The 12,935-nt window shown below is 63.0% G+C and carries 12 protein-coding genes; 5 read left to right on the top strand and 7 right to left on the bottom strand.

Annotated elements, in window-relative coordinates:
• A partial coding sequence (locus tag ACXJ7R_RS13035; RefSeq protein WP_457152192.1) for a hypothetical protein occupies positions 1-192 on the bottom strand: 192 nt, incomplete at its 3' end.
• 67 nt (positions 193-259) lie between these two features.
• Between ACXJ7R_RS13035 and ACXJ7R_RS13030 the strand changes: the two genes are divergently transcribed.
• A complete protein-coding gene (locus ACXJ7R_RS13030) occupies positions 260-1,312 on the top strand; it encodes a LacI family transcriptional regulator (protein ID WP_457152191.1) in 1,053 nt (350 codons plus the stop codon).
• 7 nt (positions 1,313-1,319) lie between these two features.
• On the opposite strand, the gene gndA is transcribed toward ACXJ7R_RS13030, so the two are convergent.
• From gndA to ACXJ7R_RS13000, 6 genes are all read right to left on the bottom strand, one after another.
• The gene (gndA, locus tag ACXJ7R_RS13025) at positions 1,320-2,747 is read right to left on the bottom strand and encodes an NADP-dependent phosphogluconate dehydrogenase (RefSeq protein WP_457152190.1); all 1,428 of its coding nucleotides are present in this window, start codon (positions 2,745-2,747) and stop codon (positions 1,320-1,322) included.
• Between the two features lie 159 nt (positions 2,748-2,906).
• Positions 2,907-4,511: a copper resistance CopC/CopD family protein gene (locus ACXJ7R_RS13020; RefSeq protein WP_457152189.1), complete on the bottom strand. Its 1,605-nt coding sequence runs from the start codon at positions 4,509-4,511 to the stop codon at positions 2,907-2,909.
• Positions 4,512-4,600: 89 nt separating this feature from the next.
• Positions 4,601-5,119: a YcnI family copper-binding membrane protein gene (locus ACXJ7R_RS13015; protein ID WP_457152188.1), complete on the bottom strand. Its 519-nt coding sequence runs from the start codon at positions 5,117-5,119 to the stop codon at positions 4,601-4,603.
• Positions 5,120-5,159: 40 nt separating this feature from the next.
• Complete coding sequence (locus tag ACXJ7R_RS13010) at positions 5,160-5,696, bottom strand: copper chaperone PCu(A)C (RefSeq protein WP_457152187.1); 537 nt, start codon at positions 5,694-5,696, stop codon at positions 5,160-5,162.
• Positions 5,697-5,793: 97 nt separating this feature from the next.
• A complete protein-coding gene (locus tag ACXJ7R_RS13005) occupies positions 5,794-6,150 on the bottom strand; it encodes a DUF2946 family protein (protein ID WP_095085006.1) in 357 nt (118 codons plus the stop codon).
• A 122-nt stretch (positions 6,151-6,272) separates the two neighbouring features.
• Positions 6,273-7,175 carry a GntR family transcriptional regulator gene (locus tag ACXJ7R_RS13000; RefSeq protein WP_457152186.1) on the bottom strand — a complete coding sequence of 301 codons (903 nt, stop codon included), beginning with the start codon at positions 7,173-7,175 and terminating at the stop codon, positions 6,273-6,275.
• 228 nt (positions 7,176-7,403) lie between these two features.
• On the opposite strand from ACXJ7R_RS13000, the gene ACXJ7R_RS12995 reads away from it, so the two are divergent.
• From ACXJ7R_RS12995 to ACXJ7R_RS12980, 4 genes are all read left to right on the top strand, one after another.
• A complete protein-coding gene (locus tag ACXJ7R_RS12995; RefSeq protein ID WP_457152185.1) occupies positions 7,404-8,909 on the top strand; it encodes a UxaA family hydrolase in 1,506 nt (501 codons plus the stop codon).
• 147 nt (positions 8,910-9,056) lie between these two features.
• The gene (locus tag ACXJ7R_RS12990; protein WP_457152184.1) at positions 9,057-10,055 is read left to right on the top strand and encodes an aldo/keto reductase; all 999 of its coding nucleotides are present in this window, start codon (positions 9,057-9,059) and stop codon (positions 10,053-10,055) included.
• Positions 10,056-10,394: 339 nt separating this feature from the next.
• A complete protein-coding gene (locus ACXJ7R_RS12985) occupies positions 10,395-11,387 on the top strand; it encodes a substrate-binding domain-containing protein (RefSeq protein WP_457152183.1) in 993 nt (330 codons plus the stop codon).
• Positions 11,388-11,545: 158 nt separating this feature from the next.
• Positions 11,546-12,935: sugar ABC transporter ATP-binding protein (locus ACXJ7R_RS12980; protein ID WP_457152182.1), on the top strand; the 1,390-nt coding region annotated here is incomplete at its 3' end.

Raw genomic sequence — 12,935 nt, 5'->3', positions numbered from 1 at the left:
GCATGGATCGCTGCACTGCAGGACATCAAACTGCGCGTGAAAGCCGGCAAAGGCGATGACAAAAGCGATTTCTTCTGCAATCCCAATGGATTTCCGCAAGACAGCCGTCGGCCTCGCCGCGAGTGGCGGCATCTCGATATTGGCAATCTGTAACGTTTCAGTATATTGACGCTTGCCGGGGCTGGAACGCATACCGTATCGCTGTGGCGGCGATTGCCGATCCGGCCTGCGGCTGCTATGCGCCTGACGGGCGGGACGAATGGACAAACGGCGTACGGAAAACAACGAAGAGGCGTTGGCGCAGGGACGGCCGACGTTGAAGACGCTTGCCTTCATGACCGGGCTCGGCGTCACCACCGTGTCGCGGGCCTTGAAGGACGCTCCGGAAATCGGCGCCGAAACAAGGCGCCGTGTCCAGCTAGTCGCCAAGCAGATCGGCTACCGGCCGAACCGCGCCGGCGTGCGCCTGCGCACCGGCAGGACCAATGTCATCAGTCTCGTGCTCAACACCGAGCGCGAGATCATGAGCTTCGTCTCGGACATCATCTACGGCGTTTCGGAGGTCATTGCCGACACACCCTACCATCTGATCGTCACGCCCTATTCGCGCTCGCAGGATCCGCTCGACCCCATACGCTATCTGGTCGAGACGGGCTCGGCCGACGGCGTCATCATCTCACGCACGCAGCCGAATGACCCACGGGCCCGCTACATGCTGGAGCACGGCATTCCCTTTGCCACGCATGGCCGCACCGATATGGGGCTGGTCCACCCCTATCATGATTTCGACAACTACGCTTTTGCGGTGGAAGCCGTGCGTCGTCTGGCCGGCATCGGCCGCCGCCGGCTCGCTTTGTTGTCACCGCCCGTCGGGCTGACCTACCACAGTCATACCGTCAACGGCTTTGCCGATGCGCTGAGCGAGGTCGGCGCCAGTGAAGTCCCCTTCAACACTGTTTCTATCGACCATACGATCGAGCAGATCCGGAGCCGGACCGCGCAAGTGATGCGCCGCGAAGACCGGCCGGACGGCTTCGTCAGCAGCGCCGCCGCCGCGACACTGGCCATCGTCGCCGGCATCGAGGATGCCGGCCTCAAGCTTGGTCGTGACGTCGATGTCGTGTCCAAGCAATCGTCGGACCTGCTGCATCTGTTTCGCACGGAATTGCTGGTCGTCAACGAGAATTTCCGGCTGGCGGGCTCCGAACTCGCCCGCTCCGTTCTCGGTTGGATCGGCGGCGCCGCGCCCGGCACGCTGCAGAGCCTGAGCGTACCGAGCGAGGTCCTGGCCTATCGGCGCTCGCTGGATTAGCCATTTTTCAGCCAGCCGCACCGCTGCCCCACGGCCCGTGGAATGCACCCGGTCCGTCGATACGCTCGAAGCCGTGCGCGCCAAAGAAGTCGCGTTGCGCCTGGATCAGGTTCGAGGTGCCGCGGCCCTGGCGGTAACTGTCGAAATAGGCAAGTGCGGAAGACAGCGCCGGCACCGGGGAGCCTGCCTCCGATGCCCTTGCCACGATACGCCGCAGCGACGGATGCGCTTCCTGCATCAGGGCGATAAAGGCCGGCGCCATCAGAAGATTGGTCGATGCGCCGCCGGAACCGAACGCCTCGGCCATGGTGTCGAGCATCTGCGAGCGGATGATGCAGCCGGCGCGCCAGATCCTGGCGATGGTCGGCATCGGCAGGTTCCAGTTGAACTCCTTGGAGGCGCCGCTCATCACCGCAAAGCCTTGCGCGTAGGCGGCGATCTTGCCTGCGAAAAGCGCCAGTTCGAGATCTCCAAGCAATGCGTCCCTGTCGCCGGAAATCTTCGTCACGCCGATATTGCCATAGGCTTTTTCCGCCGCCTGCCGCTCGTCCTTGATCGACGACAGCACGCGCGCCGCCACGGCCGCCTCGATCGCGGTCGCCGGAATGCCGAGTTGCTGCGCCTCGATGACCGACCATTTGCCGGTGCCCTTCTGGCCGGCGCGGTCGAGGATGATGTCGACCACCGGCTTGCCGGTCTTCGGATCGTCTGCGGCCAGCACCTTGGCGGTGATCTCGATCAGGTAGGAATTGAGCCTGCCCTTGTTCCAGTTGGAAAACACCGTGCCTATATCCTTAGGCCCCATGCCGAGGCCATCGCGCAGGATGCCGTAGATTTCAGCGATCATCTGCATGTCGGCATATTCGATGCCGTTATGGATGGTCTTGACGAAATGGCCGGCGCCGTYGGTGCCGAGCCACGCCGCGCAGGGCTCGTCGTTGAATTTCGCGGAGATCGCGGTCAGCACCTTCTCGACGCGTTTCCAGGAATCCTCGGTGCCGCCGACCATGATCGACGGCCCGTGGCGCGCGCCCTCCTCGCCGCCGGACACGCCCATGCCGATGAAAGTCAGACCCGAGCCCGAAAGCTCGGAGAAGCGCCGCATCGTGTCACGGAAATTGGCGTTGCCGGCATCGATGACGATGTCGTTGGCCGACAGCACGCCACGCAGGGCTTCGATCTGTTCGTCGACCGGCTTGCCAGCCAGCACCATGATGATGATCGGGCGTGGCGGTCGGATCGCGGCGGCGAGTTCTTCCAGGCTGTAGCAAGGCACCACCATGTCCTTCAGCGCGCCGGCATTCTCGACGAAAGCGTCGGTGCGTGCCCTGGTGCGGTTGAAGACAGCGATGCGGTGCCCGTGCTCGGCGATGTTGAGCGCCAGGTTGGAGCCCATCGTGCCAAGGCCGATCAGGCCGATTTCGGCTTTTTCCATCGTTTCTTCCCTGCTTTCGGATCTTGTTGGTTCGAGCTCGCGGTTTGCCGGGATGCCCATTCTTCGGCGAGATGATTGACGGGCCTTTCGGGCCGCGTCAACCGCCTCGCCGAATTGTGTTGCATCGGCCAAGTTTCGGGGCACTTGGCGGTCCAGTTTTTACGGTCTGATATCGACAGGCGCTTCGATCTTCACCATCTCGAAGTCCGAGACCAGGATGTCGATGCGCACCGTCCAGCGGCCAGGAACCGGGATGACGAGGTCGTCGACACGCCAGCTGCCATCGCCGGGCTTGGTCGCGGCACGTTTGAGCGGCTCAATGCCTGAATCGGGCTTCGACAACACCAGCGTCACCTCCTTGGCGTCGAGCGGTCCGAAATCGCCGGTCATGATGATCATCGAGGCGACGACCGGTCCGGCATGGCCGGGTGTGATGCTGAGATCCGCCATCGCTTGCAGCGCGTGAATATGGACCGAAACCGGTTGGGCCGCGGCGATCGCCAGTGCCCGTGGTGGCGGCGTGAAGCGCCAGCCCGCGGCAACAGCGAAGATCGCCAGCACGATCAGCATTTCGACGCCGATCGAGCGGGCGAGCCTGCGCTGCACTTCCGTCGCTCCGGCCTCGGCCGATGCGGTGAGTTTCCAGCGGTTGACGGCGGCAAGCGTGAACAGGAAGACCAGCAGCCCGAGCTTGATCAAGAGCAGCTTGCCATAGGCGGTATTGACCAGCGCCGCCAGCGTCTGCACCTGGATGACGGCAAGCACGATGCCGGCAGCGACAAGCATGGCCACCACCGGCACGATCATGCGTGAGAACCGCCGCAGGAATGGCGCGACCTCCGCCGACTGACCTTTCAGCGCCAGACAGAGCGGCATCAATGCGCCGGCCCAGAAGGCGATGCCGACGCCGTGCAGGAACACCATGGGTCGCGTCAGCCATTGCGGCTCGGCGGCACTGGCATGGCCGCTGGCGGCCAGCGCAATACCCACACCGGCAAGTCCAGCCAGCGCGACCGGCTTGGCGGCCAAACGTGGCCCGGCCAGCGACAGCAGGCCGAGCCCCAGCGAGATCAAGGCGGCCAGCACCGTCCAGCCGAAGCTGGTATCGAGCCCGGTCCGCCAGATGACCGGCTGCGCCAGATGGGAGAGCGGCGCCCCGAGCGCATCAAGCCCCTGCAAGCCGAGCGACAGCGGGGCCGCGACCAGCCCGCACAGGATTGCCCCGATAGCGAAACGCCGGCCGGACGGCCCGCCCTGGGTCAGCCAGGCAAGGGCGAAAGCGCCGCCGACGCCAAGGAAAAGACCAATGTAGAGAAGAACCTTGCCGAGCCAGATTGCCGACCGCTGCGGCCAGTCGACGGCCTCGGAGGCGACCGGCGGCTCCGTTGGTGCGCCAATGGAAAACAGCAGCGAGCCGCCGACCGGATGACCATCGGCGGAGATGACGCGCCAGCTCAGCACATGCGTGCCGGATTTGAGGTCCTGCGGATTGTCGATTTCGACCGTCTGGTCGCTGAGGCGGAAAGCGGTCAGCGGAACCGGCGTGCCGTCGGGCTTCACCAGCGTCAGCACCAGCGGTGAGACCGGCTCGCTGAAGGTCAGCGAGAACTGTGCCGGCCCCTGTGCCAGCACCACACCGTCGGCCGGGTCGGTCTTGATCAACGCGGCATGGGCAAAGGCCGGACTAGTCGAGGCCATGGCGATGAGCAGCATCATCATCGCCAGAAAGCCCCCGGCAACCCGGCTGACGAGCTTGCTGGCCATGTGAATCATCCGCAGTGAGGATATCGCGATCATGCCATTGCCATGAAATGGCGGCGCATTCCGCGAACGAAGTGCGCCGCCGAAAGACATCATTTCTTCGGCAACAGCTTGATGCCGGGCGCCGGATTTTCCAGGGCGTCTTCATCCTGTCCTGCTGCCGGGATCTCGATCCAGCGATCGGCGGCGCCGTCGCATTCCTGCACGACAGGGAAGTAGAGCTTCTGGCCCACGGGCAGATCGGCCGTCAGCGTCGCGCGGAATACAAACTCGTCATAGAATTCATCCGGCAGGCTGCCGCCGCTCCAGTCGACTTCCTTGACCCCATCGGTCACCGCCTGACCGTAGAGCTGGTAGGATTTGTCGTACTTGCCCTTCTTGACCTGCAGCGTCCAGCCCGGCTTCGGCATCGGCTTCACCGCGATCACCCCTTCCGGGATCTGCACGCGCACGGCGATCGTCGCCTTGCCGTCGCAACCATGCGGCACGCGCAAGACAGCCTTGTAGGTCGAGCCGACGGCCGCTTCCTGGGTTTCGAGCGTGATGTGCGCGAAGACAGCACTTGTCCCGAGGAGAAAAAGCGCACCGGCCGACAAAAGGTACTTGTTCATAATGGTCCCTCTGATTTCAGATTTTGTCGAAATGGTGCGATCAATCGGCATGGTCGTCCGTGGCGCCGCCCATGCCCTCGACGGCGAAGTCGACGCTGACGGTGCCGGCCTTCTCGAAGGTCAACGTGGCGGAGAAGGTTTCGCCTTGCTTGGGTTGCCGTTTCAGGCCGATGAACATCAAATGATAGCCGCCAGGCGCCAGTGCGACCTTGCCGCCGGCCGGAATCTCCAGGCCGCCGGCAACGGGCCGCATGGTCATGACACCGTCCTTGACGCTCATTTCATGCAGTTCGGCCTTGTCCGAGATGTCGGTGGAAATCGACAGCAGCCGGTCCGACGTGCTGCCTTTGTTGGTGATGGTGAAATAGCCGCCGGCCACCTTGGCGCCTGCCGGCGTTGCACGTGACCAGGGGTGCCCGATCTCGAGATCGCCGATCTTGAACCCATGCGCGAAGCCGGTCTGGGCGCCGGCGAACAACAGCGCAAAAGCCAGTACGGCGATGCCAAGGCGCGCCTCGAAGCTGCGCAACAAGCTGCCGGGCATAGGACGCGCGGCGATGCGAAAAAATTGGGACATGGTTGCTCCATGAAGTGAAGGTCGCGCCGTTACCGGTCGCGGACAGTTTGATGTTTGGATGGGTACGCCCGCGAAAGGTTCCGCCGGGCAGACAGACTCAGGCCGTCCGCGGCGGCGCGCGCGGATTCGACGGCGAGCGCTCACGCGCAAAGTCGAGATGGATGGCCGCCGGAAAGACGAAGGCGACGGCCTCAAAGGAACGCGCCCCCAGTGCCAACCCCGCAACGGGTGGCGGCGCAAAGGCCGGCGAAAACATGCTGCAGCCAAGCACGCAACATGCCGGCAGATGCGACGGTGGCGGGTTGCCGCCAGGAAGCTGGGTCGCACCCTCACGGGTGCAGATGACGTTGCCGAAGGCATCGAGTTGTGACGCATTCGGCGCAGTGCCGAAGGCGAACGCACCGAGCGTCGACTGGAGCAGCAGCAGATGGGCCGCGACAAGCGCGACCAGAATGCTCCACCGCTTCTCCCGGCTGTTCAAACGATCTGCCTCATCAAGCAATCACCGGAGAGATACCTATCACGGGAGGGGACAGGTCGAAAATCGGCAATTCGATGCTGCGGCAACGCGGCATATCAGGGTTTCAGGGGCGGCCGGCTCTCCGGGATCGAGGTCAGCAATGTCTGGCGCGCCGACTTCAGGTGCTTGCGGCAGGCGGCGTCGACCTTGCCGAGGTCGCGCGATTTGAGCGCCGCGATATAGGCGAGATGCTCACCGATCGCGACCTCGTTGCGCTCGCGCTCCTGCGCCTTGTTCCACTGGTAGTGATAGTGGAAGATCATGGCGATGACGTCGTAGAAATCGACGATGAAGCGGTTGTGCGACGCCCGGTGGATGAGCCGATGGAAGCGCTCATCCAGCTCCGAGAATTCGTTGAAGCGCGTGGCGATTTCGCTTGCCAGCTGGCGATGCTCGTCCTCCAGCCGGTCGAGATCGGTCCAGACCGCGCTGTCCTGCGGCAGAGCGGCGAAGGCCGCCGCCGACCGCAGTTCGAACATCTCGCGGATTTCGGTCAGTTCCAGCGCGAAGGCACGGGTAAAGCCCTTCAGCACCCAATGGCTGTTGCGGCGCTTCTCGATCAGGCCGAAGCGGGAGAAGCGGATCAGGAACTCGCGCACGCTGGTGGTGCCGACGCCGATCTCGCGCGCCAGTTCGAGTTCGTTGATCTGCATGCCTGCCTCGGCGCCGCTGGCGAGCAGCCGTCGCATGAACGACCGTTCGATGATCTCGGCTAGCGTGTCGGTCTCTTCCTCGGGGAAGAAATCATCGGGACGCGGTTCGCGCAGCACCGTCTTGGCGCGCTTGTTCCAGGCGATCAGCCCGGTCTCTTCCATGCGCGCCAAGATGGTGCGGACGGTCGTCCGGCTGACACCAAGCAATGTACCCAGCTCCGGCTCCGAAGGCAGGCTACGTGTTTCATCGAGCAGCCTGAGGCACCTGTTGTAGGCATCCTTGTAGACGTTGTTGCTCTTCGACATCCCTGACCCGTTGCACGCCGTCGCTTGCGGCTGCTGGCTTGAAGCGCAATATGACGTTCCCATGACCCCTGAAAAGCTAAATCGCTTTCGGAACACCCAAGGACATGCGGAACTCCCCAGCGAAAAAACAATTGACGCAAAACTGTTTTTTCACGATAAAAGACATTATCTTTTAACAGGCGCGTGTCAATCCGCCCGCGCATCCCAGGATCACCCAGGAAACCGCCCGTGAACGCCTCCAACAGCATTCTTCTGTCTCCCGCCGACAATGTCGCCGTCGCCAACGGCCGCATCGAGATCGGCACCACGCTGCCGGGCGGTGCCGTCGCCACTGCGCTGATCGAGCCCGGCCACAAGGTGGCCATCAAGCCGATCGCCGCCGGCGAGGCCGTGGTGAAATACGCCCAGGCAATCGGCCGCGCGACACAGGACATCGCGCCGGGCGAGCACGTTCATTCGCACAATCTGGTTTTCGAATCCGGCCGTTTGCCCGTAGTGCCGCCGAGCGAGGCCGAGCATGCGACAGAAGCCGACCGCAGCCGCACCTTCATGGGTTATCGCCGCGCCGATGGTCGTGCGGGTACGCGCAACTTCATCGGCATCATCGCCAGCGTCAATTGCTCGGCCACGGTTTGCCATGCCATCGCCGACCAAGCCAACCGGACCCTGCTGCCGAAATATCCCGGCATCGACGGTTTCGTCCCGATCGTCCACGGCCAGGGCTGCGGCATGAGCGGCACCGGCGACGGCATGATGGTGCTGCATCGCACGCTCGCCGGCTACGCCCGCCACCCCAATTTCGGCGGCGTGCTGATGGTCGGGCTCGGCTGCGAGGTCAATCAGCTCACCCTCTATGGCCAGAAGGGCGCTGCCGCCGGCAAACGCCACTTCAACATCCAGGACGCGGGTGGCTCGCGCAAATCGGTCGAAAAGGCGATGCTGGTGCTGGCCGAGATCGCGGAGGAAGTCGGCCAGCTGAAGCGTGAGCCGATCCCGGTCAGTGAGATCGTCGTCGGCCTACAATGCGGCGGCTCCGACGGCATGTCTGGCATTACGGCCAATCCGGCGCTGGGCGCAGCCGTCGACATCCTGGCCGGCGTCGGCGGCATCGGCATCCTTTCAGAAACAACCGAGATCTATGGTGCCGAGCACCTGCTCGCCTATCGCGCGGCAACACCGGAGATCGCGCAGAAGCTCGACGGTTTCGTCAAGTGGTGGGAGGATCACGTCGCCAAGCATGGCGCCTCGATCGACAACAACCCCTCGCCCGGCAACAAGCGCGGCGGCCTTACCACCATCCTGGAGAAGTCGCTGGGCGCGGTCGCCAAGGGCGGCCAGACGCCGCTCAACGGCGTCTTCGGCTATGCCGAAAAGGTCACCGGCAACGGACTGGTGTTCATGGACACGCCCGGCTACGACCCGGTCTCGGCCACCGGACAGGTGGCGGGCGGCGCCAATGTCATCGTCTTCACGACCGGCCGTGGCTCGTGCTTCGGCTGTCGGCCGACGCCGTCGATCAAGGTCGCCAGCAACTCGACCATGTATCACACAATGGAAGAGGATATGGACGTCAACTGCGGCGTCATCGCCTCGGGCGAGAAAACCATCGCCGGCATGGGCCGCGAGATCTTCGAACTGATCGTCGAGACGGCTTCCGGCCGCAAGACCAAGAGCGAGGATTTCGGCTACGGCGACAACGAGTTCGTGCCCTGGCATCTTGGTGCAACGCTCTAACCCGTTGTTTTTGCGTAATTCCCAAGGGAAAGCGCTATGCGCTTTTCCCGGGAAAACCGTTACACGTCTTTCCAGGAATTGCTCTAGATTGAACTGACATCTGAAGGCTGCCAACCGGACAACGGTCGGCAACAGGGAGGTTTTCGCATGAACAAGCGCCGCATCGGTCAGACCGCGCTCGAGGTCACCGAGATCAGCTTTGGCGGCGCCGCGATCGGCGGTCTCTACCGCGCCTGTTCGCGCGAGTCGGCAATGGAAACGCTGCAAGGCGCCTGGGAGGCCGGCCTGCGTTATTTCGACACCGCACCCTTCTACGGTTTCGGCCTGTCGGAACGCCGCTTCGGCGACTTCCTGCGCTACAAGCCGCGCGACTCCTATGTGCTGTCGACCAAGGTCGGCCGCCTGTTCCGCCCCGTGCCGGACGACCGTGTTCCCGATCACTCCTATGTCGACCCGCTGCCGTTCGCGCTGGACTATGACTATTCCTATGACGGCATCATGCGTTCGGTCGATTTCAGCTATGCGCGGCTTGGCCTCAACAAGATCGACATCCTGTTCGTCCACGACATCGGCGCCTATACGCATGGCGTCGAGAAAACCAAACTGCATTTTCGCGAGTTCATGGATGGCGGCCTCAAGGCACTCGAAGAGCTGAAGCGTTCCGGCGTCATTTCCGCCTATGGGCTTGGCGTCAACGAGGTCCAGATCTGCCTCGATGTGATGCGTCGCGCGCCACTTGATTGTATCCTGCTCGCCAGCCGCTATTCCTTGCTCGACCGCAGCGCCGAAGCGGAACTGCTGCCATTGTGCAGGGCACAACAAACGTCACTGGTCATCGGCGGTGTGTTCAACTCCGGCATCCTGGCGACCGGGCCTGTGCAAGGCGCGCATTTCGACTACCTGCCCGCCAACCACGACGTGCTGGACCGCGTCGGTGCGATGGAAAGGATCGCCACCGAGGGTGGCTATCCGCTGGCCGCTGCCGCGTTCCAGTTCCCCTTGCATGAACCCGCGGTCGCCACGGTGCTGACCGGCACCGCCAAGCTGGCAAACCTGACCCGCAACCTCGAATTGCTCGACGTCGACGTGCCCGAGGCGGAATACGCCAGATACCGACCCTATACTCTGGTGCAGGAGCTGGCGTGAAGCTCCCATCCACCCCCCCCGTGAAAGCTGACCCATGCTTCACATTCTTGCGATCTCATAAAAGAATGAATATTCCATATTGACTAAAGAGTGGAATTAATATTCCATGTCTTCACGGAACGGAACGGGAGCATTTGACGGCGGCAAGGGAGGAGTGGCGCGGTTATTTTGCCCCTGCCAGACCTCGGCAGGGTTGAAGCGAAACACCGCTTGCATCGGACAGGTCGATGCACTATCAAAACACTGTAAATGTTTTTTATTGATAAAGTTCTGTTTGGGCCACGCCTATCCGGACGGAGCTTCCGTAACGTTCACCGGGCGACTTAGGGAGGATTCCTAATGAAATTCGTAACCAGCATTCTCAACCGCCGCGCCGTGATGACGTTGGCAGCAGCTTCGATGCTCGCCGGCGTCATGCACTCGGCGCCGGCCTCGGCGGCGGACGTGACCATTCCGATCATCGTCAAGGACACGACGTCCTTCTACTGGCAGATCGTTCTGGCCGGCGCACGCAAGGCCGGCAAGGACCTGGGCGTCAACGTACCGGAACTCGGCGCCCAGGCTGAAACCGACGTCAACGGCCAGATCTCGATCCTCGAGAATGCCGTCGCCGGCAACCCGGCCGCCGTCGTCATCGCGCCGACCGAAGCCAAGGCGCTTGGCAAGCCGATCGACGAAGCCGCTGCCAAGGTCAAGGTCATCGGCATCGACTCCGGCGCCGACTCCAAGGCCTTCACCTCGTTCCTGACCACCGACAACGTGCAGGGTGGCCGCGTCGCCGCGGACGGTCTTGCAGCAGCCATCGGCGAAGCCAATGGCGGTAAGGTCGAGGGCAAGGTCGCGTTGATCACGGCACTTCCCGGTGCCGGCTCGCTGGAACAGCGCGCCCAGGGCTTCAAGGAACAGCTCAAGGCAAAATATCCGGGCCTCGAGCTCGTCGCCGACAAATATGCCGACGGCCAGGCCACCACCGGCCTCAACATCGCCACCGACCTGATCACTGCCAATCCGGACCTGAAGGGCATCTTCGCCTCCAACCTGATTATGGCGCAGGGCGTCGGCCAGGCGATCGCCGAGAACAAACTTGCCGGCAAGGTCGGGCTGATCGGCTTCGACAGCGACGAGAAGCTGATCAAGTTCCTCAATGACGGCGTCATTTCCGGCCTCGTCGTCCAGGACCCGTACCGGATGGGCTATGACGGCATCAAGACGGCGCTCGCCGCCTCGAAGGGCGAGAAGGTCGAGGCCAATGTCGACACCGGCGCCAACCTCGTCACCAAGGCCAACATGAAAGACCCGAAGATCGACGCCCTGCTCAACCCGAAGCTCTGAGCCGTCGCATCCAAATCGTTTCCGGGGCCTCGCGCCCCGGAAACATCCACTGCCGGCACAAACGGCTTGGCAATCCACAAGCTTGAGCTAGGCTGCCTTTCGAGGCCTATCCTTGCCTTGCAGCGTGCCAATCGTGAGGCCAATCTGGGAGGATTGTCATGACGTCGACGGCGCAGGAACTGCATCCGGCACCCGTGCTGGAACCAGGGCGGACCATCCTCGAATTGCGCGGGTTGGAGAAGCGCTATCCCGGCACCCACGCCCTGAAGCCGGTCAACCTCGCTTTCAAGTCGGGCGAGATCCACGCCATCGTCGGCGAGAACGGCGCCGGCAAATCGACGCTCATCAAGCTTCTCACTGGCGTCATGCCGCGCACCTCCGGAGAGGTGATCTGGGAGGGCCAGCCGGCAGCCTTGGCGACACCGCATGAGGCGATGGCACTCGGCATCAATGCCGTGCACCAGGAGGTCGTACTCTGCCGTCACCTGACGGTGGCAGCCAACATGTTCCTCGGCGAGGAGAATTCGCGCTTCGGCATCCTGCAGCAGCGCGCCATGGTCAAGGAAGCGCAGAAGATCATCGACGATCTCGGCTTCGATCTGCCGGCGCATGTCACGCTCGGCGACCTAACCATCGGCCAGCAGCAGCTGATCGCCGCCGCCCGCGCCACCGTGCGCGGCACGAAATTCCTGATCTTCGACGAGCCGACCGCCTACCTGACCCGCAAGGAGGCCGACCAGCTCTTCACCCTGATCCGCCGGCTGAAGGGCGAGGGCGTGACGATCATCTACATCAGCCACCGCATGGAGGAAGTGTTCGAGCTGGCTGACCGTGTTTCCGTGCTGCGCGACGGCACGCTGGTCGGCACCCGCAACATCGCCGAGACCAACGACGCGGAGCTGGTCAAGATGATGATCAACCGCTCGATCGAACAGATCTACCACAAGGAACATTTCACACCGGGCGCGGCGATCCTCGAATCCARGAACCTTTCCGGCAAAGGCTTCGAGAATGTATCGATGACGGTCCGAGCCGGCGAAATCGTCGGGCTCTACGGCCTGATCGGCGCCGGGCGCAGCGAGTTCGTCACCACGCTTTACGGCCGCCACCGTAAATCGGCCGGCCAGATCCTGTGGGAAGGCAAGCCGGTCCAGATCAACTCCGAGCATGACGCGATCAAGCTTGGCATGGCGCTGGCGCCGGAAAGCCGTCGCGATCAGGGTCTGTGCCTCAACCTTTCGGTCGGCCTCAATCTCAACCTGCCGATCTACAAGCGCATCTCGAACAATCTGCTGATCTCCAATGCGCAGGAAAGGACCCAGGCCGACCGCCAGATCGCCGATCTCAGGATCAAGACGCCGACGCGCAGTGCACTGGCGTCCAGCCTGTCCGGTGGCAACCAACAGAAGATCGTCATCGGCAAATGGCTGGCCCACGGCGCCAGGCTGTTCATCTTCGACGAGCCGACGGTCGGCGTCGACGTCGGCACCAAGGCCGAGATCTACCGCCTGTTCAGCGTATTGTTGTCGAAGGGAGCCGGCATCATCC

It is taken from the genome of Mesorhizobium sp. P5_C1 (assembly GCF_054049815.1).
Note: the sequence above shows the minus strand (reverse complement) of the source record. Positions and strands in the feature narration are given on the sequence as shown.

Excerpts from the sequence above, each read along its gene's own strand:
- ACXJ7R_RS13020 (WP_457152189.1), bottom strand. The coding sequence starts at position 4,511 with ATGGCCAGCAAGCTCGTCAGCCGGGTTGCCGGGGGCTTTCTGGCGATG.
- ACXJ7R_RS12990 (WP_457152184.1), top strand. The coding sequence starts at position 9,057 with ATGAACAAGCGCCGCATCGGTCAGACCGCGCTCGAGGTCACCGAGATC.
- ACXJ7R_RS13010 (WP_457152187.1), bottom strand. The coding sequence starts at position 5,696 with ATGTCCCAATTTTTTCGCATCGCCGCGCGTCCTATGCCCGGCAGCTTG.
- ACXJ7R_RS13030 (WP_457152191.1), top strand. The coding sequence starts at position 260 with ATGGACAAACGGCGTACGGAAAACAACGAAGAGGCGTTGGCGCAGGGA.
- ACXJ7R_RS13015 (WP_457152188.1), bottom strand. The coding sequence starts at position 5,119 with ATGAACAAGTACCTTTTGTCGGCCGGTGCGCTTTTTCTCCTCGGGACA.
- ACXJ7R_RS12985 (WP_457152183.1), top strand. The coding sequence starts at position 10,395 with ATGAAATTCGTAACCAGCATTCTCAACCGCCGCGCCGTGATGACGTTG.
- ACXJ7R_RS13000 (WP_457152186.1), bottom strand. The coding sequence starts at position 7,175 with ATGTCGAAGAGCAACAACGTCTACAAGGATGCCTACAACAGGTGCCTC.